Here is a 22,145-nt window from a genome sequence, read left to right on the forward strand (position 1 = left end):
GTTATGGTTTAAATGCCTGATACTGATTTTTAAATTTCTGATAGCTTTCTTCTTCAATACTGAATTCACCGTACCAGACATAATCAAAGATATAGGAAAGATCAGAGAAGTCATTTTTCAGATGAGAAGCCTTGAGTTCTGCGGCATAGTCCTTATTTGTTTTTTCCGGATTCCAGATGATCAGCTTTTTGTCACTCAGCTTTTTAAGGGCAAACAGAAATTGATAACGAACCGCAGAACGGTAATCGCCCGCGTGTTCGAATTTCGAAATACTTTCCGGGAAATTGATTTCATGGATATTTTCATGAAGCTCCTGTACATTGAGATCCAGCTTTTTATTCTTTTTACCAAAAATAAAATTGCCATCTTTCCCCATGATGTATTTAATGATGAAATAAAGCAGAAACCCTACGAGAAGAATGGCAAACAGCCTAATAAGAACAGTGGTAAATTTTGCCGAATTACTGAGCGCAGTTTCACCAAAAATACTCTGTATAATCTGGTCCAGTTTCCTCATCAGCTTCTGAAAAAAAGATTCTCTCGGCTTGGATACCGAATAATCGAATTCATTTCCTTTATACCTTGAAGGAATATTCTCTTTAAATGTTTTTGGATAGATTACATTCTCCGATACCGGGTTTCCCATGAGCACAGAATCTGCCCTCAGCATATTTCTGTAGTGACCTGTATTATATAAAGAATCTACCAGATCATCAGAATCAGATTGGTCGTCCTGCGCATGAACCAGCCCAAGAGAGAAAAAAAACAGTATAAAAAAAATAATTCTATTCATTGATTCCAATGGTATCTATTTCTGCCAACTCTACTTTCTGATGAAGATCTGTTCTGCTGTCATAATACATCAGGCCCGCATTGACATACATCAGGTTTGAAAGAAAAAATGAAAGCAGCATCGAGAATCCATAAAAAACAAAAAACAGAATACCTGCAACCCCGGTAAAAGGATCCTGCTCAAAATTTCCGTCCGGCGAAGAAGTAAGAAGTGATCCGTAAAAGAAAATCATAGGAACCAATGTAAATATGGATGTTATCATGTACATGATAATAAACATGACAAATGCAGCTCCCCAATATTTCCAGAATGGTGATTTTTCACTGCCATTCGGGTAAGAAAACTGAGAACGCAAAGCATAGCTCAAGCTTTCCCAGAACCCTCTTTCTGAATTAAAATAATCATACATCAGAAAGGTTGTAAAGTTAAATATTGTCGGATAAAGCAGCAGGATCAAAAATAAACCGATAATAACAAATATCAGAATATAAGAAAAACCGACTACAAATAAAATTGCCGGGGTTACAATAAAGATCATCCCCAGACAAAGCTTGCCGATTCTTCCTGCGTTGTTTTTAAAGTCAGTCAGAATTTCATCCGTCTTTATTTTTTCTGCTCCCTGTGCAATTCTTTTTAAGTAGAACACCGGATAAAGATAATTGACAATCATCAGAATCATGAAAAGCAGGAAAGTAAGCAGTCCTACCGTAATCAGCATTCCTGAATTTTCTGAGAAATACTGCTCAAAATAATAGGTTTCGCCCCCCAGATTGGACCCGAATATCTGCGAAAAAAGTTCTTTATATCCGAAAATAACAACGGCTACCATTAAGATCAGCAGCAAGCCATTGATCAGAATATAGTTTTTAAAATAATTCTTTCCGTATTGTTTGAAAAAATTGAAACTATCGCTGATAAAAGTTCCAAAATCTCTTTTTTTATAAAATTGTATCATTGATGTGTTTATTAGTTTTTTTGTAGACAGCAGAAGGATACACAAAATAGTAGAATCCTATCATGGCCAGCGAGCCAAAGATGATGAGCAGATTCAGAAATAAAGGCATTTTCAATGCATGTCTTGTTACATAGCCTTCTATAATTCCTGCACAAATAGTAAAAGGAACAGTACTTAAAAATATTTTAAATGAATCTTTAAATCCTTTTTTAAATGAGTTAAATCTTGAAAATGTTCTTGGAAATAAAATGGAAGCACCCAGAATCAATCCGCACATCGCTTCCACTACCATCGCGAAAATTTCAAAAACTCCGTGAAGCCAAATTCCTCTTGCACTTTCTTTCAATGCTCCGTAATCATAGAAAAAATACTGAAAAGCCCCCAGCATCACACTGTTGGAAAGCAAAGCATACAACGTTCCCACTCCTCCGGCAATCCCATAGATATATAATTTTGCCCCTACCTGAATGTTATTGAAAATAATCCCAATGGTGCTTCCCCACGTACTTCCACTCTGATAAACGCCTACCGCATTGTTATTTTTAATATTTTCAACGGTCTCATTCACATATCCTTCCCCCAGGATAATATTAACAAACCCTTTATCATACATCGCAGAAAGCACTCCTATTGAAGTAAATAAAATGAAAAAAAGAAACGAATACATCAGATACCTCCGGTACTGATAGATCAACAGTGGAACTTCCGTTTTGAAAAAGTACACCAGTCTGTTTTGCTCCACCCTCTTTGTTTTATAGATCTTCTGAAAAATCTGGGCAGACAAATGATTCAGATACACTGTGGTGTTGCTTTTGGGATAATAAGTCTGGGCAAAAGAAAGATCGTTGATCAGGTTGATATACAGTGAAGACAGGTCATCAGGATTTTTTTTAATTTTCCCTTGAATAACCTGTTCTATTCCCAACCATTTTTCTTTATTTTGTTTAATGAAATAAACTTCTCTCATAATTATTAAGGCTAAAATAATAAAAAATATGTCTCAAATCGCGATAAATACCTCACAAAATGTAAATATTAATTTTAATATTGCGGGTGTAGGAGAACGGATGCTTGCCTTCATTATTGATCTTCTGATCAGGATTGCTTATGTGGTCATTATCCTGTATCTGTTCTTCAATATTTTTGATTTGGGATATCTGTTAAACGGCCTTGATGACTGGTCCATACGTGCTGTATATGTTATCCTTACCTTTCCGATCTATATTTATCCCCTGGTATTGGAAAGTCTTATGGAAGGCCAGACCCCCGGAAAAAAACTAATGAAAATAAAAGTAGTGAAAATAGACGGTTATCAGGCAAGCTTTGCCGATTATATGATCCGCTGGGTTTTCAGAATTGTTGATGTTTCATTTGCCGGAGTGATCGGCCTTATTTCTATGATTGTCTCCAAAAATAACCAGCGCCTGGGAGATATTGCGTCCGGAACCGCTGTCATTTCTCTTAAAAATACGGTCAATATCTCTCATACTATTCTTGAGAATATTCATGAAAATTACGTTCCTTCTTTTCCTCAGGTGATCGCTTTGAGTGACAATGATATGAGAATTATTAAAGATAACTACACAAAGGCACTAAAAGTAGATGACCGTCAGATCATTAGTAAGCTATCCGATAAAATCAAAAGCATTCTTAAGCTGGAAATAGACCCTACTAAAATGACCGAAAGACAGTTTATTAATGTAATTATTAAAGATTACAATTACTACACAGGAAAAGACAATTAAAGATATCATTGCTTATTGCTTTTGCAAAGCTCGGTGTAATTTTTGTATCTTTATAGTAAAGTCCTGAATCATGAAATTTGAAAATAATAAATCCGGAAATGGCGGAGTTCTTACTTTAAACAATGAAATAAAAGAAGTAGGACGACTTACTTATACTATTTTTCCTGAAGATCATAAATTTATAATCTCTTTTGTATTGGTACATCCGGAATTTGAAGGCAGAGGAATGGGAAAATTTTTAGTGGAAGAAGCCATTAAATTTGCCAGAGAAAATAATTGGAAAGTATATCCGCACTGTTCCTATGCCAGATCTGTGATGATGAGAATGAGTGATGTGGATGATATTTTTTTAAAGAATTAAAACTTCGTTCAGCAGGATATCTTCAATATCATCCGGATAATCCACTCTAAGATGATGATCAGAAGCTACCCACTCCATAATTTCCTGAAGATGTAAAACCTTTGAATTGGGGATTCCCATTTTATCAAGGGCACATGCATTGCATTCCTGTTCGTATTGATTATGAATAGGAATTACAAATAGTTTTTTATCCATAAAAAGTGCTTCTGCCGGGCTTTCAAAACCTGCATTGCATAATATTCCGTCACAGCCTTCAAAATATTTGAGGTACTGGCTTTCATCAATAGGAAACACTTCCACATTTTTTACTTTTACCTGTACTTTGCTGTATTTTGAAAACACTTTCCATTCCACCGGAATTTTTCTTAAAACTTTGATGATATTTTCATCTGCAAAACTGGGAAGATAGACAAGATAATATCCCTGCTTGTACGGGTTCAGATTTCTGATTTTTCTTCTGATCACCGGCTTTTTGATCTGAGGATGGTAATTTTCAAAATGAAAACCGATTTTTCTGTCACCCGGAACGTAGTATTTCAGAATCATTTCACCTAAAAAATCTTTTTTCTTTGGCTTGGGAGTTTCGGGAAAACTCATAGACGCCTGATGACTGAGTTCTATCATCGGAAGTTTTTTCAGTTTGGAAGCCCAGCCGGTCAATGGTTCATAATCATTAATGATTAAATCGTATTGTGAAAGCTCTAATTCCCTGATGGTTCTGGCAGCTTCCAGAAATTTATTTTCAGTAAATGTTTTCCTGTAGGATAAACCTCCTGTTTTGTTATAAAGAAGGGAAATGCCTCTGTATTGGAAATTAATATCAAAATCAGCCTTTAACTGCGATTGATGTCCACTGATTAAGGTATCAACAGCGGCATGTTTTTTAAGAATAGGAATAATTTCCTGCGCTCTGGCAACATGCCCGTTTCCAGTCCCCTGGAATGCGTACAGAATTTTCATTTAGAAAAGTTGGTTACAATTTTTAAAAGAGCAGAATTATCCATTTCCGGGATTTCTTCCGCCTCATCATCCTTCAGCAAATGTTTATGCTCATCATAGTAAAAAATTTTCCATTCCTTATCATGATATTCCAAAGCGGAGAGATTTTCAATCCAGTCCCCTGAATTCATATAAGTACAGGATCCTTTTTTATTTACAACCTCACGAATCTGTGGCTGGTGAATATGCCCACACACCACATAGTCATAATGATTGTCGATGGCCAGCTCAGAAGCTGTAAGCTCAAAATCGCCGATGTATTTTACTGCTTTTTTCACATTGTTCTTGATTTTCTTCGAAAACGAGTACTTCTCTTTACCCATTTTTTCTAAGAACCAATTTACAATATTATTGATTATAATAAGAAGATCATAACCTTTGCCGCCAAGTTTGGCGATCCATTTGGAATGCTGGACGGATGCGTCGAAAACATCACCGTGAAATATCCAGGCTTTTTTCTGATCAATATTCAGACAGACTTTATTACAGACTTTAAGTTTTCCCAGTTCAAAATCTGTGAACTTACGGAACATTTCATCATGATTGCCCGTAATATAATACACATCTGTGTTCTTGGTAGCTAAAGAAAGAATCTTTCGGATTACCTTCAAATGAGGTTTAGGGAAGTAAGACTTTTTAAACTGCCAGATATCAATAATATCACCGTTTAAAACTAAAGTTTTAGGCTGGATAGAATTGAGATATCTCAACAGTTCTTTAGCCTTACATCCATAAGTTCCCAAATGAACATCCGATATAACAACTAATTCAACGTTTCTTTTCATAGTTTTGTACAAAGAAACTAATTGAAAATTAACTGTATATGAATGCTATATTATTTTTTATAAAGAGTTCATCAGCTCTTCTGTGATTTCCATGTTGTGGTAGACGTTTTGAACGTCATCATCCTCTTCGAAACGTTCCAGCATTTTCATATTCGCTTTGAACTGTTCTGCGTTTACTTCCTTTGTATTGTTTGGAATCCTTTGAAGCTCTGCACTTTTAGCTTCAATTCCCAGATCATCCAGCTTGTGAGATAAAGACCCGAAATCTTCAAATGCAGTTGTGATCATTACTTCTTCTTCATCTTTTTCTACATCTTCTGCTCCTCCGTCAATCATTTCCATTTCAAAATCATCCCAATCCATTTTAATCTGAGTCAAATCGATCGTGAAAATTCCTTTTCTGTCGAAGATAAATGCCAACTCCCCATTTTTACCAAGGTTACCGTCGAACTTGTTGAAAACCGCTCTTACATTAGCTACAGTTCTTGTTGTGTTGTTAGTAGTACACTCAACAAAAAATGCAACACCGCCTTGTCCATAACCTTCGTAAGTAACTTCTTCGTAGTTCTCTGCATCTGCACCGCTCGCTTTCTTAATTGCTCTTTCTACGTTATCTTTAGGCATATTAGCCCCTTTCGCATTCTGGATACATCTTCTCAACGCGGGATTAGATTCGGGATCTGTTCCGCCAGCTTTTACAGCTAATGCAATGTCCTTTCCTATTTTAGAGAATGTTTTGGCCATCTTGTCCCATCTGGCCATTTTAGAAGCTTTTCTATATTCAAATGCTCTTCCCATTTTAATTTTTAAATTTTCAACAAAATTAGTTAAAAGTGAACAAAAAAAAAATACCTCCAAAAAATTGGAGGTATTCATTATTTAGAAAAATTAATTATTTTTTCTTTTTAGCTGGAGCTTTTCTTTTAGCTGGAGCTTTCTTAGCTTTTTTCACTACAGTCTTCTTCTCTACAACATCTAGATCAGATTTCTTAAGTGCATCCCAAGCAGCACCGTTAACAGCTTCAACAACTACTTTTCTGTCAACCATTCTTTCTGCATCAGAAGCTTTTTCAGAAACAGTAGCGTCTCTTTCACCAACTCCTACAGATTTTAACTGGTTTGCATTAACTCCTCTAGCTTCTAGAGCACCTACTACAGAAGCAGCTCTTTGTCTAGAAAGTTTCAAGTTGTAAGCATCAGCACCTTTCTTATCAGTGTGACCTGTTACTAAGAATGTACCATCGTTAGATTGCTTGATGATTGTTGCAGCTTGATCTAACTTACCGCTAGACTCAGGTCTGATTGTAGCCTTATTGAAATCAAATAAGATATCTTTAAGAGCACCTGTAGCTTCTTTAGCAATTACGTCTTTTGGTTTAGGACATCCGTTGTATTCTGGAAGACCTGGAACAGTAGGACAAGCATCATCTTTATCTAGGATACCGTCACCGTCTGTATCTGGCCAAGGACAACCGTTGTTTTCAGCAGGACCTGCTACTGTAGGACAAGCATCATCTTTGTCGATTACACCGTCACCATCAGTATCTGGCCAAGGGCATCCGTTGTTTTCAACTGGACCTGCCACTTCTGGACATTGATCGTCTTTATCTGGAACTCCGTCACCGTCAGTATCAGGACATCCTTGGAATTCTGGTAAACCTGGAGTATCTGGACAAAGGTCATCTTTGTCTAGGATACCATCCTTATCTCTATCTCTGTTTCCGAATCTGAATAAGATAGAAGCAGAAGCTTGCCAGAAGTTAGCCACTGTAGAGTGGTCACCTGGAGTTGATACATAATCACCCTGAATACCAAGACCGAAGTTCTTAGTTACCCAGAAGTTAGCACCTGCACCTGTAGCTACAGTAAAGTGGTTAGCTTTACCGTTTTCGTTACCATCCTTACCGTTAGTTACGTTTTCGATTGGATTACCGTTAGCATCAACAGATGTTCTTGGGAAAGTAAGTGCTGTATAATCATGTCTTAAATAATTAGCACCAACTCTTAAATATGGATCAAACCAAGATTCTTCGTTCCATAAAAGACCTGCAGCGTGAGCCTGGAAACCAAGACCTGTCATTAGGAAAAATTCTTTCCCCATGTTGAATCTTTTGTTTTCAACATTTCCAACAGAAGTCTGCCAGTCAATTACTAAACCTTTACCAACATTTCTAGCAACTGTTAGCTTAGATAATGGAGGTGTAATAGAAAAGTTGTTCACATTGAACATGCTTTTCGTCAAATTGTTAGCAGAGAACGTATTACTGAAGTTACTTCTTGCTGCTACGTGGTTTTCAGCATGAGCACCAACTCCGATTAACCACGGATTGTTGGTAGTCTGTGCGAAAACAGTAGAGGCAACAGTAAGCGCCAATGCTGAAATTCCTAATTTTAGATTTTTCATAGAATTAAATGATTAAATAATTGATAATGCAAAATAAATATAATTTTTCTTTATATACAAAGTTTTTCAAATGATTTTTAACTTTTCTTTAATATTCTGTCCAGGTTACGTTTATTTTCTCTATCTTTTATCGCCTCTCTTTTATCGAAAAGCTTTTTCCCTCTACCCAGCGCTATCAGCACCTTTGCTTTACCTCGGTCAGTGATATATAATTTTAAAGGTATTATGGTGTTCCCAGCATCCTTTAACTTTTTTTCAAGTTTTTGCAATTCTTTTTTGTGCAAGAGCAATTTCCGTTCCCTTTTTGTTTTATGATTGTAAAAAGTTCCTAATTTATACTCATCAATCATCATGTTAATGATGTATAATTCCCCATCAATAAACTGACAGAAGGATTCTGTGATGGATGCTTTGGATGAACGTAAAGATTTTATTTCTGTACCCGTCAAAACCATTCCGGCTTCGTATTCCTCCAGAATTTCGTATTCAAAACGGGCTCTTTTGTTTAATATGCTAACTGTTTTCTCAATCTTCATCATTTTAAAATTTCGTTAATGAAATATATAAAAAATACCAAACATTTAAAAACTTGACTATTATATTATTACAGAATACCCAAATTCTTTTCGTATTTTTGCGCCAAATTTACAAAACTATATGTTAACAGTATCTAACTTATCTTTACAATTCGGGAAAAGAGTTCTTTTTGACGAGGTAAATATTATGTTTACCAAAGGAAACTGCTACGGAATCATCGGAGCAAACGGTGCGGGAAAGTCTACATTCCTTAAAATATTAACAGGAAAGCAGGATCCTACAACAGGGCATGTATCTCTGGAACCAGGGAAAAGAATGTCAGTTTTGGAGCAGGATCACTTTGCTTATGATCAGTATACTGTTCTTGAAGCAGTTTTAAGAGGTAATAAGAAATTATTTGAGATAAAGGAGGAAATGGATGCGTTATACGCAAAAGAAGATTTCTCTGATGAAGACGGTATTAAGGCCGGTGAACTAGGTGTCATTTACGATGAAATGGGAGGCTGGACTGCAGAATCTGATGCACAGACTATGCTTTCTAACGTTGGAATCAAAGATGATATGCACTGGCAGATGATGAGTGAACTTGAGAATAAGGACAAAGTAAAGGTTCTTTTGGCTCAGGCACTTTTCGGAAATCCTGATGTATTGATTCTGGATGAGCCTACCAACGACCTTGATATTGATACCATTTCGTGGCTGGAAGATTTCCTTGCAGATTATGAAAATACGGTAATCGTTGTATCTCACGACCGTCACTTCCTGGATACCGTGTGTACACACATTGGTGACCTGGATTATGCTAAACTAAACCTTTATACAGGTAACTACTCTTTCTGGTACCAGGCTTCTCAGCTGGCAACAAGACAAAGAGCTCAGGCAAACAAGAAAGCTGAAGAAAAGAAAAAGGAACTTCAGGACTTCATTGCCAGATTCAGTTCTAACGTTGCTAAGGCAAAACAGGCTACTGCAAGAAAGAAGATGATCGATAAATTGAATATTGACGACATCAAGCCTTCTTCAAGAAGATATCCCGCTATCATTTTTGAAATGGAAAGAGAAGCAGGAGATCAGATCTTGGATGTAAAAGGTCTTGAGAAAACAAAAGACGGAGAATTGCTGTTCTCCAATATCGATCTGAATCTTAAAAAAGGGGATAAAGTTGCCATCCTTTCTAAAAACTCTTTAGCTATCACAGAATTCTTCGAAATTCTGGCAGGAAACGTAGAAGCAGATAAAGGGACAGTTGCATGGGGAGTTACCACCAATCAGTCTCACATGCCTTTGGACAACACCAACTTCTTTCAGGAAGATTTAAGTTTGGTTGACTGGTTAAGACAGTTTACAAAAAATGATGAAGAGCGTCACGAAGAATTTGTAAGAGGATTCCTGGGAAGAATGCTATTCTCAGGAGATGAGGCTCTGAAATCCTGTAAAGTACTTTCAGGAGGTGAAAAAATGAGATGTATGTTCAGTAGAATGATGCTTCAGAAAGCAAACGTTCTTTTATTGGATGAACCTACCAACCACTTGGATCTTGAAAGTATTACAACTCTGAACAACTCTTTATCCAACTTCAAAGGAAATCTTTTACTGGCATCTCATGACCACGAAATGCTTTCAACAGTCTGTAACAGAATTGTTGAACTGACTCCTGCAGGAATTATTGACAGAGAAATGACTTACGATGAATATCTTGCTGATAAAAAGGTAAAAGAATTAAGAGAAAAAATGTATTCTTAATCCGGACAACATTAAAATCTATATAAAAATACCTCAAAGCAATGCTTTGAGGTATTTTTGTTTAAACAATAAATAAATAATTATTTTGTCAATTTTGCAGTCGGTAAAGAAACAGTTCCGGGATCTTTCCACAAACCGTCTTTCTCTGCCTTCTTTTTAACAGCTTCTGCTCTTTTATTACTGTCCGGGTGAGAATTGAACATTTTCTCAAAATTAGTCTGTGTACTTCCTTCTGAAAGTAAGCCTAATTTTTTAAAAGCTGTATAAGCTCCTACCACATCATATTTATTTGCTTTCATGAAGTTGTAGGAATAAGTATCAGCCTCAGATTCCTGCTTTTTGCTGTGTGAAGCATCTAAAAAGGCATTAGCCATTTTTCCCACCTGACTGTCATTAAGGGTGGCTACAGCTGATGACGCTGATGAGGCCGCATCTAAAGCTGCTGCTTTCAGATAGGCAGATTTCATAGCATCTTTTGTATCCTGATTTTTAACATGCCCGATCTCATGCCCTATAACAGCAAGCAGTTCATTGTCTGTCATGATATCCATCAGCGAAGAAAATACACGTACGCTTCCGTCTGCACAGGCAAAAGCATTGATATCTTTTACTTTATAAACTTTGTAATTCAGATTCAAGCCGTCCTGAGATTTGTGTTTTCCGAAGAGTTTGTTCAGTCTCACAGTGTACGGATCTTTAGGCCCTGCCACAGGATTATTCTTATCCATCCATTCTACTGATTCTTTGGATAATTTAATAGCATCATCGTTGGTAAATGTCAATGCTTTTGCTCCATTCGAAACTATTCCCGCAGCTTTCCCAAGGTTAATTTTCTGTGCATTGATCGAATAGACAGCCCCGAATAACAGAAGGCCCATCGTAATTTTTTTCATAGTCATTTAAAATTTGGAGCACGAAGATAAACTTTTTTAACAATTATTTAGTCAAAAATTCTCCCATATCTTCTCCGAAGGTTATTTTTTATTACTGAAAAGTAAAATCAAAAGCCCAAGATTTTTCTGTTCAGCAAAACAACCCGACAAAGCATTTGAGAAAGGCGATTTCAAAAGCGCCGCCTTCCTGCAAAAATATTTTCTGAAAGAAAATAAACAATAATTTTGATGAAGAGCTATAAATTTTACCGGCCTGATATTGCTCATTTACAAAATCTAATTTGCTGATTTTTAAAGCCGCTTTTAGAACTTTTTTCCTTATTTTTGTGAAATGAGTCAAAAATGGATTTATAAGCCTGAACCCGATGAGGAAGTTGTGGACAGACTAAGTTCGTCACTTGGTTTTGGTACTTTTGAATCTAAAATTCTCGTTCTCAGAGGAATTGACAATTATCAAAAGGCCAGAGAATTCTTCAAACCGAATCTTAACGATATACACAATCCGTTTTTAATGGCAGACATGCAAAAAGCTGTAGAGCGTATTGCCACTGCAATTGAAAATGGTGAAAAAATATTGGTATATGGTGATTATGATGTGGACGGAACTACAGCTGTTGCTTTAATGTATCTTTACCTCAGCAAAATTGTTGAGAAAAAATATCTGGATTATTATATTCCGGACAGAAATTCTGAAGGATATGGAATTTCTACTGAAGGAATTGATTTTGCCAAAGAAAATGGTTTTTCATTAATCATTGCGCTGGATTGTGGAATTAAGGCCCTGGATATGATCAGCTATGCCAGCAACCTGGGTATAGATTTTATTATCTGCGACCATCACCTTCCGGGTGACGAAATTCCTAATGCTGCTGCAGTACTTGATCCCAAGAGAACTGACTGCCGCTATCCGTTCAAAGAACTTTCTGGATGCGGAGTGGGTTTCAAGCTCTGCCAGGGACTTAATACGATCTATAAGTTACCCGAAGCTGAATTGTTTGAACTGACAGATCTTCTGGCAATTTCCATTGCAGCAGATATTGTTTCTATGACGGGAGAAAACAGAGTTTTGGCTAAAATGGGATTAAAAACACTCAGAAAGACCAGAAATCTTGGATTAAGACTTTTAATTCCTGAGGACAAGCTTTCTCATTTTGAAATTTCCAATATTGTTTTTGAAATAGCTCCCAAAATAAATGCAGCCGGAAGAATATCTCATGGTAAGGCCGCTGTGGAACTTATGGTTTCTGACAATCTGAAACATGCCAACCAGATTGTAAACGACATCATGAATCTTAATGATGAAAGGCGCGAGCTGGATATGAACTCTACACTTTCTGCATTAAATCAAATTATAGAATCCCAGCAGGAAACCAAGCATACCACTATTGTTTACCATCCCGAGTGGAATAAAGGAGTAATTGGTATTGTAGCTTCAAGACTTATTGAAACTTATTATAAACCTACGCTTGTGTTTACCGATGGTAATAATGGCGAAATGGTAGCTTCAGCAAGATCTGTTTCTGATTTTGATGTTCATGAAGCTCTTGATCTGTGTTCTGAATATTTCCTTAAATTCGGGGGACATCATGCAGCCGCGGGACTTTCTATGGAGAAAGAGAAGTTTGCAGCATTTAAGGAGAAATTTGAGAGAATTGTTTCGGAGAAAATCCAGGAACACCAGAAGGAACCTTCTATTACCATTGATACGGAGATTAAAATTGACGAAATCAACAGAGATTTTATCAACTTCCACAGGAAGCTTGCCCCATTCGGGCCTCATAATATGAAACCTATTTTTACATTAACGAATCAGAAATTGTCTGGATATGTAAAAACAATGGGGAAAGATAATAATCACCTTAAGTTTTATATTAAACAGGAGTCTACGGGGAGAAATATCGAATGTGTAGGATTCAAGCTTGGACAATTTGTTGAAGATTTTAAAAATAAAAATTTTGATCTTGCCTTTACCCTTGAGGAAAACCACTGGAAGGGTAATGTAACGCATTATCTTAACATTAAGGATGTAAAATTCAGAGAGTAAGTAAGGTTGCAGGATTCAGGTAATAACCGCCTGAACAGAATATGGATATTCCAAACTACTGCTACCCGGTACCTACTTCCTATTACCAAACAAAAAATGAAAAAAATCGGTTTATTTTTCGGATCATTTAATCCTATTCATATCGGGCATCTTATTCTGGCTAATTATATTCTTGAAAATTCTGACATGGATGAGCTTTGGTTTGTGGTGAGCCCTCAGAATCCGTTTAAAGACAAAAAATCTTTACTGAAAGATCATAACCGACTGGATATGGTACAGCTTGCCGTGAAGAATTATCCGAATATGAGAGCTTCCAATGTGGAGTTTTCTCTTCCGGTGCCAAGCTATACCATTGATACACTCACCTACCTTCACGAGAAATATCCTGATTATTCCTTCAGCCTTATCATGGGAGAAGACAATCTGAAGAGCCTTCATAAGTGGAAGAATTCTGATATCCTGATCAAAAATCATCATATTATTGTCTATCCAAGAGTCTTTGAAGGAGAAAAGAAGGATTCCGAATATTTACAGCACGACAATATTTCTCTGATAAAAGCCCCGGTTATAGAGCTTTCCGCAACTGAAATCCGAAATATGATCAGAGATGGAAAAAATGTAAGGCCGATGCTTCCTCCTGAAGTGTTTGAGTATTTGGATGGCAGCAGTTTTTACCAATAAACCATGAGACCGTATTTATTCTTATTCTTTGTTTTCTTTCAAAGCTGTTTTTTATACGCTCAAGAATCAATGACATCAAACAGTGATTCTCTTAAAGAATTTAGGAAAATTGCTCTTGCTGAAAGAAGAAGCTATAATAAAAAGCGCTGCAGTGAAGATTCAATAAGAGCTGTCAGAGATTCCGAAATCCAACACAAATATTATATAAATATTGCAGCCCCCTCTGGTGATAAGTTTTTGCCGGCCGAAGAACTCAAAATGATTTTACAAAAACATAATATTATTTGGGGTGGAGAATGGATGGGTAGTGATATAGGCGGATATTCCGGTGAATGTTATTATTCATTAATGACTGAACTGACTGAAAAAAAGCTGGGTAAAGATTTTATTGATGAGCTCGTTAAAAAATCTGTTGCGCTGTACGTACAAAAACACCCGGGTAAAATTTTTGATTATGATGAGCATTCTGAGTGGACTTATAAAAAAGGCTCCCTCAGCTATACAGATGATAATGATCAGTTAAATAAAGATTTCTTCTCTCATTTTATTTATCCGGAAGGCTATGAAAATTATAATTCTTCTGTTCAGAAATACCGTTCAAGTACTTTGGTAACGCTTATTTTAGATACAAAAGGAATAGTATTGAAGAATCAATTCAGTCATCATATTTTTCATGATCACAATTTGAAATATATCCCTTATTTCGAAAAAGAGATTAAAAAGTTTATAAAATACACTAAATTTGAGCCAGTAAAATACGGTGGATATCCTGTAAAAGGCGAAATATCTTTTTCTATCTACTATAAATAATTATTCATGGACTTCATCGAAAAAATATTCTCAAAATATTCTCAGGAAAAAATCATCAAATGGTTTAAGCAGATTTGTCTTGCAGAAGCCATTTCATGTCTTTTACTGTACTGTGTTGCGATGATCTGGATCCGATATGTTGAAAATTTATATTCTATTATATTCATCAGCGTTATCGGCAGTTTACATGGATTGTTTTTTACACTTTATCTTCTGCTGTGCCTTCCTGCAAGAAAAATTTATAACTGGGATGATGAAGATTTTGTGTTTGCCTTATTATCTGCATTCTTTCCTTTTGCAACAGTTTGGGTTGATAAAAAACTAGCCCGTTTCGACAGAGAATAGTATAAGAACCCTTTTTCCCGTAAGCTATTTTTATAGAATCATCATTCCCTGTAATGATGAGCTACTACTGTACTATAAAGTATCACAATTTAATATTGAGCTGATATCCTATTTTCATTTAAAATATGATCTTCCTCTCTATACAAATTTCATAACCATTATTCCGAGTCCTAACAATAGAATAGTCAAAAATTACTACAGAATCACCTGAATTTAAAAACCATAAGCTAAAAAGGAAACACTACCGGATCCTCTAATGAAATAAATCCTATAAAAGCAGTACATCCGTAAGGCAGTAAATCACGATTCCATTAATTATAGCAGACATCATCTATTACATAGATATGACATCCGGTAAAGCAATCCTAATTATATGCTCTGTACAGCAGGTGGCTAAGATTTACAATAAATAGCTGGGTTAAAAGTTTAGCAATTGCTATAATTTTACACGTACAAAAATACTTTTTAAAATGAACACAAAAAATTTATTGGCAGCAGTAATGCTGCTGTTCTCAGTGCTATATAGCAGCCAAAACGGAGGTATTGGAATTAATACATCAAGTCCTCAGGGAGCTTTGGATGTGGTAAGCAGCACAGGATCCTTTATCCCTCCCAGAATGACGACTCCCCAAAGAGATGCCCTTGTCTCCCCTCCCGCAGGTGCTGTAATCTACAACACGACCAATGCTGTCTTGGAGTTCAATTATGGAACACCAGCCGCGCCTCTCTGGAAAACACCCGTTACAACGACTGTTGCTTCATCGTATATTGTATTAGCAGGAGGTACGAGTGATGCCGTATCTGCTACTTTTGGAGATGGCACTAACAACGGTGCGGGTTATTTCCAATTTACAGTTACTTTGCCATCAGCTTCCAAATGTAAATTTGATTTATATCCAAGCGTATGGTCTTCCGCAGCCACGGGTTTAGGAACCAGATTATTTATTGATAATCTTACAACGCCAGTAGCCAGCGTCGGAACTGCTGCTGCATCTGCAAGCGGCATACATTCTATAGTTCCTTACAGCTATGTAACCAGCAGCACTCTAGGTGCTGGCGGGCACACTATAAGAGTACAGGCTGGTACAACTTCAAAAATAGACACGAATGACAGGATAACATACTCTTATCTGTGCTGGAACTAATCTTAAATTTATTTTTTTAATACACTACCGGTAGTTTTTCTGCCGGTTTTATTTTCTAAATACTCATCCTTTTCTTACCTCTGCCAGACTTTATTTTTTGACATTGAGCCTGATTGTTCTCAAATTTTCAAACCTACACAATTTAAAATTTTACGAAATCATGTAACAATTTTAATGTTGCAGTTGTCTTATTGTACAGAGAGATAAGGGAACTCATAATTTAAATCAAATTTTTAATAACTGAAAATCAATAATTTACAATTATTTAAAAATATTTTTAAGTACTTTGTATTGCATAATACTAAATTAATTATATATCTTTGCAATATAAAATAACAAACCATACAAGCTATTAATTAAAAAATAATATCATGAAAACTCAAATTCTAATTGCAGCGCTATTTTTCGGTGGACTTATAACGGCTCAGCAGAAAAAGGACAGTACGAAAGTAAATGCTATTGATGCAGTGAATATCAAGAAGCAGGTTTTCAAAAAACAGGGTGACCGTTTGGTATATGATGTAGCATCTTCATCCATCGCTAAGGGAACCAATACCTTTAACCTGTTGAAGCAAACTCCGATGATTTCAAGCATTGATGGAAAAACGCTTAAGATTTTGGGAAAGAATGATGCGATCATTTACATCAACAATAAAAAAACGAATATGGACTCAGAAGCATTAATCGAAATGCTGAAGTCTACTCCTTCCGAGGATATACAGAAAATTGAGGTCATTACAGTTCCGGGAAGTGAGTTCCAGGTTGAATCCAAAGAGGGAGTCATTAATATTGTAATGAAAAAAAGCAAAAACAACGGTTACAACGGAACCCTGAAGATGCAGAATGAGCAGGCTTATTACAACAATCCCAACGCCGGTGCCTCTTTTAATTTCAGACAGGGCAAATGGTCTGGTAACTCAAATTTCAGAACAGGGAGCTGGACAGACAGGCAGCGATATACGCTTTCTAACGGAGATCCTACTTTCAAAAATGAATCATTTGGATTTAATGACGATCCTAATAAAACGCTGGGCGGCGGTTTCAATGTAGATTACGAGATCAATAAAAAACACAGTATTGGATTATCTTACAACATGAGGTATAACAAAAGTTTCAATTCAGTGCTTGATATTACCAACTGGCAAAACGGAGCTTTAAATAACCGAACAGTTAATTATGAGGATGCACAGACGAGAAATCATTCATTTAACCTGAATTATGAGATGAAAACAGATTCTCTGGGCAGTAAACTTACATCAAATGTTTCTTATCTGTGGTTTAACAGGGATAAGGTGAGTTTCAATGAAAGTTTTCCGCTGGATACTAATCCGGACAATAATTATTCTGCCCTGCATCAGTCTGTACCACAAATCATCAATAATTATGCGGCCAACATTGATTATCTGAAAAAGACAGCTAAAGGGGCAACGTGGTTAATGGGAGTAAGCTACAACCATACCAATACAGATAATGATACGCAGCAGGATAAGCTGAAAAACGGGGAATTTGTAACAGATCCCACTCAGACCAATCATTTCATTTATAAAGAGAATATCCTTGGCATTTATCTTAATTATGAAAGAAAGCTAACTGAAAAGATTTCCGGGAAAATAGGAGCACGCTATGAAATGACAAGAAGTACAGGAGATATTGTGGACAAAACAGGATTTGAAAGAAATTACAACAATCTTCTGCCCTATCTGAACTTAAATTATGCAATCAGTTCAGACCATAATCTGAGCTACACATTTTCCAGCAGAATCAGAAGACCAAGGTTCTGGGAACTTAATCCATCCAGAACGTATTTTACCCCTACCAATTATACGCAGAATAACCCTTTTATACTGGCAGCAAAATTCTATAATCAGGAGCTGAACTATATGTATAAAAATGCATTCTATGCCAATCTTAGCTTTAATATGGTGGAAGATGCCGCAGCGTCAGATCTGATTCCGTTACAGGGAACGGTAACAGGTCCTAAAAGAGATGCGAGTGGAAATATCATCTACGATGGCAGTGGGAATGCTATTACAGAAACAACAAGATTCTTAAGATATATCAGAACCAACTATGGAAAAAACAGAGAGCTTGCGTTGACCCTGGGGATGAATAAATCATGGTTCAAAGAAATCTGGACAACCAATTATTCGGTCAACTTAGGATATGTAACCTACAAAGGAGGCGTTTGGGAAGATCCAACTTCTATGCCGGCTCCTGGAGAGACTGAAGTAGTGGAACCTTACATTATTGATGTTAAAAACTACAATATGTCTCTTACATTCAATAATGTCATCAGGCTTTCTTCTAAAAAAGACTGGTTCGCAGGTGTTAACTACTTTTTTGCCAGCCAGACTGCTAGGGAAGGAGGTATGATAAAAGCAAGACAAAGCTTTGATTTCAATGTAAAGAAAATTATTGGTGACTGGACAATTTTAGCAGAGGTAAGCGATGTTTTCAACCAAAGCTTTTACAGAGTGGAAGGTGTACAGCCCAACGGAAAATATAATAACATTGCCAACTTCAATTATCCAAGGCTTGTGAGCATCGGCGTTACTTACAATTTTGGAAATCAGAAACTGAAAAAAGCCAGGGAAATGAAATCAGCGAATGATGCTGTAAAATCAAGAACCTAATCTATAAAACTTATATCACTCAACCACTCTTAAATAAAACGACATGAAACGTATAATTTTGTCAATGGCCATCATCTTCGGTACCTGCGCATTGGCTCAGGAAAAGAAATCTGATACGGCAAAAACAAAAAATATAGAAGGAGTTACCATTACAAAACAGGTTTTCAAAAAACAAAGTGACCGTTTCGTATATGATGTAGCAGCTTCTCCTGTAGCAAAGGGAAATACTACTTTTGACCTGCTGAAGCAGACTCCGTTACTCTCTTCAACAGATGATAAGACATTAAAAATTGCAGGAAAAAATAATGCCCTGATCTATATTAACGGAAGAAAATCGAATATGGATTCTGAATCTCTGGCACAGTTTCTGAAAAACACCCCGGCAGAAAACATCCAGAAAATAGAAGTGATTACGGTTCCGGGAAGTGAATACCAGGTAGAATCCTCTGATGGGATCATTAACATCGTTCTAAAGAAAAAAATGAGTGACGGTCTCAACGGAAATATGAGGATGTCTAATACCACCAATAAATACAATGGCAGCCAGGCAAGCTTCTCTGCCAATTACAGAAAAGATAAGTTAGGCATAAGTGCCAGTTTAAGCGGGGGTGAGAATATTGAAGCACAAACCTACACACTGAGAAACGGAACTGCTAAAACGTCTAATGAATCTACGGGAGATATTGATGATCCTAACAAAAATATCGGTGGTTATCTGAATATAGATTATCAGCTGAATGATAAAAGTAACCTGGCATTATCCTGGAATACATGGGCGAATAAAAGCTATAATTCTACAGTTAATCTTTTCAACACCATCAAAACAGAAGGCGGAACAAAATACACCTGGTCTAAAAATAAAGAAGACTCCAGATCTTACAATAATTCTGTAAATTTAAATTATGAACTAAAAACAGACTCTTTAGGCAGTAAGCTTAATGTAAATGCCGCTTATCTTAATTACAAAAGATTCCAGTTTACCGACAACAGAACGTATTTGTCTGATCTGAATATGGGATTAGGTGATATGACCACACAGGTATTTCAGGATCTGCCTCAGATTATTAATAACTTTTCGGGAATGGTTGATTATAATCAGAAATTTAAAAATGATCTGACCGTTTCAATCGGTGGAAATTACAACAAAACCAAAACAGACAACGATTCTAAAAACATAAGCTATTTTTTTAATCCCACAAAAAATCCGGATCCAAGGCCCAACCATTTTATCTACGATGAAAATATTTATGGCGTTTATCTTACCGTAGAAAAGAAATTCTCAGATAAAATTTCCGGAAAAATCGGGGCCAGATATGAAATCACCAACAGTTTGGGGACTTCAGATAATGCGCCTACTGAAGCTCTTAAAAGAATTGAGAGAAATTATAACAATCTCCTTCCCTATCTGAGCTTCAACTACGCAATCAATGATAAAAATAATATTTCCTACTCTTTTTCCAGCAGAATGAGAAGACCCAGCTTCTGGGAGATCAATCCTGTAAAAAATATATTAACGGATGATAATTACACGCAGAACAACCCTTTTGTAAAAGCTTCTTCTACGTATAACCAGGAACTTACGTACATGTTTAAAAACTCCTATTTCCTGATTGTAAACCATTCTTATATTAAAGATGCTATCACTCAGGTTCCACTGCAGGGATATCCTGTATCACCTGATGGTACCGTGGGCGCCAATCCTGTATTGAGATACATCAGAACCAATTTTGGAAACAAACAGGAGATGTCTGCCATGGTAGGAATTCAGAAATCATTCTTTAAACAATACTGGACAACGAACTTCAATATCGGGGTTCAGCATAATATCAACAACGGAAGTCTTGATGTGGATCCCACTACAGGAGACCGGTTCAGAAATCTGGAAGGAAAAGATATTGTTTATACCAACAAAACCAATTCTACCAGTCTTCTGATTCAGACCAATAACACGATCCGCCTTGACAAAAAGAAAACGTGGTTCTTCGGGATTAATTATTTCTTCGTAGACAAGCAGCAGATCGAACTTGGGCTTCTGAAAGGTTTAATGAGCTTAGACCTCAGCCTTAAGAAAATGTGGAACGACTGGACATTTGCCGTGAATGTCAATGACGTTTTAAATACCAACATCGTCAAAATTGAAGATTTTCAGGATAACGGAAATTACAATTACATCCACCAGAACCGGTACAACAGAAGCTTAACGGTAAGTCTTACTTACAATTTCGGTAATCAGAAGGTGAAAAAGGTAAGAGACATCGAAGGCGCATCAGATGCTATTAAAAGCAGAACGAGATAAAGAGAATTATCTTTCTTCATATTCAATTATTCTTACGGTATCCGCTGATTCTTTTCAGCGGATTTTTTATATTTAATCACTATGAAAAAAAGTATTAAAATTCTTTTGCTTTTTATCAGCATAGTCTTTTTATGGGCAAGCTGTACAGAAAAGAAGATAGAGCTGGGCAATAATATCAGCTTTGATAAAGAGGAAAATGTTCATTATGGAAATACTTCCGAACAGATCATGGACCTCTATATTCCCTGTGCAAACCCTACAAAGAAAAAAGATGTTTTTATTATGATACACGGTGGCGGATGGCGTGGCGGGGATAAGTCTCAGCTTACTTTTTTCACGCTTTCCATGATGCAGAGATTTCCTGATCATATTTTCGTGAATATGAATTACAGACTGGCTTCAGGACATCAATTCGGCCTTCCGAACCAGACAGATGATATTAAAAAAGTGATTGACTTCATGAAAAAGAAACTGGGTTACAGCCCTGATCTGATTCTATCAGGAAACAGTGCCGGCGGTCATTTGTCTATGTTATATGCCTATCAGTTTGACACAGATAAAAAAGTAAAAGCGGTCATCAATATTGTGGGTCCGGCTGACCTCTCTGATCCTGGTTTTAAAAATTATCAGGAATATTCTTTTGTTGAGAGAAGGCTTGTAGATCCTCGCATTCCGAAACCGGGAACATCCAGAATAGATTTTGCCAGCCCTGTCAGATGGATTGGCCAAAGCTCTCCTCCTACTTTATCTTATTATGGAAATTCGGATCGTGTTATCCCTTCTACACAAGGAAAAATCTTAGATTCAGTTTTAACTAGAAACCAGGTATTTCATGAGTCTTATCTTTTCAATGGCGGGCACCTGGATTGGGATAAACATCCACATGATCAGTTTCTTATTGATAAAATAGAAGCATTTCTTAAGAATAAAAAAACGGATAAAAAATAACACGTTCTGATTTCTCAAAACGTGTTAT

The 22,145-nt window shown here is 36.5% G+C and carries 20 protein-coding genes; 11 read left to right on the forward strand and 9 right to left on the reverse strand.

Features of this window, described 5'->3' with window-relative positions; genetic code table 11:
* Position 1: 1 nt before the first annotated feature.
* From BLW74_RS11770 to BLW74_RS11780, 3 genes are read right to left on the reverse strand one after another with little or no spacing between them, the layout of a single operon-like run.
* Positions 2–793 carry a DUF4129 domain-containing protein gene (locus tag BLW74_RS11770; RefSeq protein WP_089692646.1) on the reverse strand — a complete coding sequence of 264 codons (792 nt, stop codon included), beginning with the start codon at positions 791–793 and terminating at the stop codon, positions 2–4.
* Positions 786–1,748, reverse strand: coding sequence for a DUF4013 domain-containing protein (locus BLW74_RS11775; RefSeq protein ID WP_089692647.1), 963 nt, complete (start codon positions 1,746–1,748; stop codon positions 786–788). Before BLW74_RS11775 ends, BLW74_RS11770 begins: the two co-directional genes overlap by 8 nt.
* The gene (locus BLW74_RS11780) at positions 1,732–2,715 is read right to left on the reverse strand and encodes a stage II sporulation protein M (protein WP_089692648.1); all 984 of its coding nucleotides are present in this window, start codon (positions 2,713–2,715) and stop codon (positions 1,732–1,734) included. Before BLW74_RS11780 ends, BLW74_RS11775 begins: the two co-directional genes overlap by 17 nt.
* A gap of 28 nt (positions 2,716–2,743) precedes the next feature.
* On the opposite strand from BLW74_RS11780, the gene BLW74_RS11785 reads away from it, so the two are divergent.
* Both BLW74_RS11785 and BLW74_RS11790 read left to right on the forward strand, forming a co-directional pair.
* Positions 2,744–3,493, forward strand: a complete 750-nt coding sequence (locus BLW74_RS11785) for an RDD family protein (RefSeq protein WP_089692649.1) — start codon at positions 2,744–2,746, stop codon at positions 3,491–3,493.
* Positions 3,494–3,563: 70 nt separating this feature from the next.
* Positions 3,564–3,854 (forward strand): GNAT family N-acetyltransferase, encoded by a 291-nt coding sequence (locus BLW74_RS11790; protein WP_089692650.1) that lies wholly within the window; start codon positions 3,564–3,566, stop codon positions 3,852–3,854.
* Here BLW74_RS11790 and BLW74_RS11795 read toward each other — a convergent pair.
* The 5 genes from BLW74_RS11795 to smpB all read right to left on the reverse strand — a co-directional run bounded on the left by BLW74_RS11795 (position 3,843) and on the right by smpB (position 8,578).
* On the reverse strand, positions 3,843–4,814 hold the full coding sequence (locus BLW74_RS11795; protein WP_089692651.1) for a glycosyltransferase family protein: 972 nt from the start codon (positions 4,812–4,814) through the stop codon (positions 3,843–3,845). The two genes, BLW74_RS11790 and BLW74_RS11795, sit on opposite strands and share 12 nt — an antisense overlap.
* Positions 4,811–5,638, reverse strand: coding sequence for a UDP-2,3-diacylglucosamine diphosphatase (locus BLW74_RS11800; protein ID WP_089692652.1), 828 nt, complete (start codon positions 5,636–5,638; stop codon positions 4,811–4,813). Before BLW74_RS11800 ends, BLW74_RS11795 begins: the two co-directional genes overlap by 4 nt.
* Before the next feature lie 57 nt (positions 5,639–5,695).
* A complete protein-coding gene (locus BLW74_RS11805) occupies positions 5,696–6,436 on the reverse strand; it encodes a YebC/PmpR family DNA-binding transcriptional regulator (protein ID WP_089693548.1) in 741 nt (246 codons plus the stop codon).
* A 94-nt stretch (positions 6,437–6,530) separates the two neighbouring features.
* The gene (locus BLW74_RS11810; protein WP_089692653.1) at positions 6,531–8,042 is read right to left on the reverse strand and encodes an OmpA family protein; all 1,512 of its coding nucleotides are present in this window, start codon (positions 8,040–8,042) and stop codon (positions 6,531–6,533) included.
* A gap of 77 nt (positions 8,043–8,119) precedes the next feature.
* The gene (gene smpB / locus BLW74_RS11815) at positions 8,120–8,578 is read right to left on the reverse strand and encodes an SsrA-binding protein SmpB (RefSeq protein ID WP_034694839.1); all 459 of its coding nucleotides are present in this window, start codon (positions 8,576–8,578) and stop codon (positions 8,120–8,122) included.
* A gap of 121 nt (positions 8,579–8,699) precedes the next feature.
* Here smpB and BLW74_RS11820 point away from each other — a divergent pair, with 121 nt between their 5' ends.
* Positions 8,700–10,322, forward strand: a complete 1,623-nt coding sequence (locus BLW74_RS11820; protein ID WP_089692654.1) for an ABC-F family ATP-binding cassette domain-containing protein — start codon at positions 8,700–8,702, stop codon at positions 10,320–10,322.
* An 80-nt stretch (positions 10,323–10,402) separates the two neighbouring features.
* On the opposite strand, the gene BLW74_RS11825 is transcribed toward BLW74_RS11820, so the two are convergent.
* On the reverse strand, positions 10,403–11,215 hold the full coding sequence (locus BLW74_RS11825) for a M48 family metalloprotease (RefSeq protein WP_089692655.1): 813 nt from the start codon (positions 11,213–11,215) through the stop codon (positions 10,403–10,405).
* Positions 11,216–11,546: 331 nt separating this feature from the next.
* Here BLW74_RS11825 and recJ point away from each other — a divergent pair, with 331 nt between their 5' ends.
* The 8 genes from recJ (at position 11,547) to BLW74_RS11870 (ending at position 22,117) form a co-directional block, all read left to right on the forward strand.
* Positions 11,547–13,259: a single-stranded-DNA-specific exonuclease RecJ gene (gene recJ / locus BLW74_RS11835; RefSeq protein ID WP_089692657.1), complete on the forward strand. Its 1,713-nt coding sequence runs from the start codon at positions 11,547–11,549 to the stop codon at positions 13,257–13,259.
* A gap of 96 nt (positions 13,260–13,355) precedes the next feature.
* The gene (gene nadD / locus BLW74_RS11840) at positions 13,356–13,940 is read left to right on the forward strand and encodes a nicotinate (nicotinamide) nucleotide adenylyltransferase (protein ID WP_089693550.1); all 585 of its coding nucleotides are present in this window, start codon (positions 13,356–13,358) and stop codon (positions 13,938–13,940) included.
* Between the two features lie 69 nt (positions 13,941–14,009).
* Positions 14,010–14,750: a hypothetical protein gene (locus BLW74_RS11845; protein ID WP_089692658.1), complete on the forward strand. Its 741-nt coding sequence runs from the start codon at positions 14,010–14,012 to the stop codon at positions 14,748–14,750.
* 6 nt (positions 14,751–14,756) lie between these two features.
* Entirely contained in the window at positions 14,757–15,095 is a 339-nt protein-coding gene (locus BLW74_RS11850; RefSeq protein WP_089692659.1) for a DUF3817 domain-containing protein, read from the forward strand.
* Between the two features lie 470 nt (positions 15,096–15,565).
* Positions 15,566–16,240, forward strand: a complete 675-nt coding sequence (locus BLW74_RS11855) for a hypothetical protein (protein WP_089692660.1) — start codon at positions 15,566–15,568, stop codon at positions 16,238–16,240.
* A 371-nt stretch (positions 16,241–16,611) separates the two neighbouring features.
* Positions 16,612–18,873, forward strand: coding sequence for an outer membrane beta-barrel family protein (locus BLW74_RS11860; protein WP_089692661.1), 2,262 nt, complete (start codon positions 16,612–16,614; stop codon positions 18,871–18,873).
* Positions 18,874–18,916: 43 nt separating this feature from the next.
* Positions 18,917–21,169, forward strand: coding sequence for a TonB-dependent receptor domain-containing protein (locus tag BLW74_RS11865; RefSeq protein WP_089692662.1), 2,253 nt, complete (start codon positions 18,917–18,919; stop codon positions 21,167–21,169).
* A gap of 81 nt (positions 21,170–21,250) precedes the next feature.
* Positions 21,251–22,117 carry an alpha/beta hydrolase gene (locus BLW74_RS11870; RefSeq protein ID WP_089692663.1) on the forward strand — a complete coding sequence of 289 codons (867 nt, stop codon included), beginning with the start codon at positions 21,251–21,253 and terminating at the stop codon, positions 22,115–22,117.
* Positions 22,118–22,145: the final 28 nt, after the last annotated feature.

Source organism: Chryseobacterium culicis, from assembly GCF_900108365.1.
In the GTDB taxonomy this organism is placed as follows: Bacteria; Bacteroidota; Bacteroidia; order Flavobacteriales; family Weeksellaceae; genus Chryseobacterium; species Chryseobacterium culicis.

What these genes read in the sequence shown, in the direction of transcription:
- BLW74_RS11870 (WP_089692663.1), top strand. Translation starts at nt 21,251, where the DNA reads ATGAAAAAAAGTATTAAAATTCTTTTGCTTTTTATCAGCATAGTCTTT.
- BLW74_RS11790 (WP_089692650.1), top strand. Translation starts at nt 3,564, where the DNA reads ATGAAATTTGAAAATAATAAATCCGGAAATGGCGGAGTTCTTACTTTA.
- BLW74_RS11865 (WP_089692662.1), top strand. Translation starts at nt 18,917, where the DNA reads ATGAAACGTATAATTTTGTCAATGGCCATCATCTTCGGTACCTGCGCA.
- smpB (WP_034694839.1), bottom strand. Translation starts at nt 8,578, where the DNA reads ATGAAGATTGAGAAAACAGTTAGCATATTAAACAAAAGAGCCCGTTTT.
- nadD (WP_089693550.1), top strand. Translation starts at nt 13,356, where the DNA reads ATGAAAAAAATCGGTTTATTTTTCGGATCATTTAATCCTATTCATATC.
- BLW74_RS11850 (WP_089692659.1), top strand. Translation starts at nt 14,757, where the DNA reads ATGGACTTCATCGAAAAAATATTCTCAAAATATTCTCAGGAAAAAATC.
- BLW74_RS11825 (WP_089692655.1), bottom strand. Translation starts at nt 11,215, where the DNA reads ATGAAAAAAATTACGATGGGCCTTCTGTTATTCGGGGCTGTCTATTCG.
- BLW74_RS11855 (WP_089692660.1), top strand. Translation starts at nt 15,566, where the DNA reads ATGAACACAAAAAATTTATTGGCAGCAGTAATGCTGCTGTTCTCAGTG.
- BLW74_RS11805 (WP_089693548.1), bottom strand. Translation starts at nt 6,436, where the DNA reads ATGGGAAGAGCATTTGAATATAGAAAAGCTTCTAAAATGGCCAGATGG.
- BLW74_RS11770 (WP_089692646.1), bottom strand. Translation starts at nt 793, where the DNA reads ATGAATAGAATTATTTTTTTTATACTGTTTTTTTTCTCTCTTGGGCTG.
- BLW74_RS11800 (WP_089692652.1), bottom strand. Translation starts at nt 5,638, where the DNA reads ATGAAAAGAAACGTTGAATTAGTTGTTATATCGGATGTTCATTTGGGA.
- BLW74_RS11785 (WP_089692649.1), top strand. Translation starts at nt 2,744, where the DNA reads ATGTCTCAAATCGCGATAAATACCTCACAAAATGTAAATATTAATTTT.
- recJ (WP_089692657.1), top strand. Translation starts at nt 11,547, where the DNA reads ATGAGTCAAAAATGGATTTATAAGCCTGAACCCGATGAGGAAGTTGTG.
- BLW74_RS11810 (WP_089692653.1), bottom strand. Translation starts at nt 8,042, where the DNA reads ATGAAAAATCTAAAATTAGGAATTTCAGCATTGGCGCTTACTGTTGCC.
- BLW74_RS11795 (WP_089692651.1), bottom strand. Translation starts at nt 4,814, where the DNA reads ATGAAAATTCTGTACGCATTCCAGGGGACTGGAAACGGGCATGTTGCC.
- BLW74_RS11780 (WP_089692648.1), bottom strand. Translation starts at nt 2,715, where the DNA reads ATGAGAGAAGTTTATTTCATTAAACAAAATAAAGAAAAATGGTTGGGA.
- BLW74_RS11820 (WP_089692654.1), top strand. Translation starts at nt 8,700, where the DNA reads ATGTTAACAGTATCTAACTTATCTTTACAATTCGGGAAAAGAGTTCTT.
- BLW74_RS11845 (WP_089692658.1), top strand. Translation starts at nt 14,010, where the DNA reads ATGACATCAAACAGTGATTCTCTTAAAGAATTTAGGAAAATTGCTCTT.
- BLW74_RS11775 (WP_089692647.1), bottom strand. Translation starts at nt 1,748, where the DNA reads ATGATACAATTTTATAAAAAAAGAGATTTTGGAACTTTTATCAGCGAT.
- BLW74_RS11860 (WP_089692661.1), top strand. Translation starts at nt 16,612, where the DNA reads ATGAAAACTCAAATTCTAATTGCAGCGCTATTTTTCGGTGGACTTATA.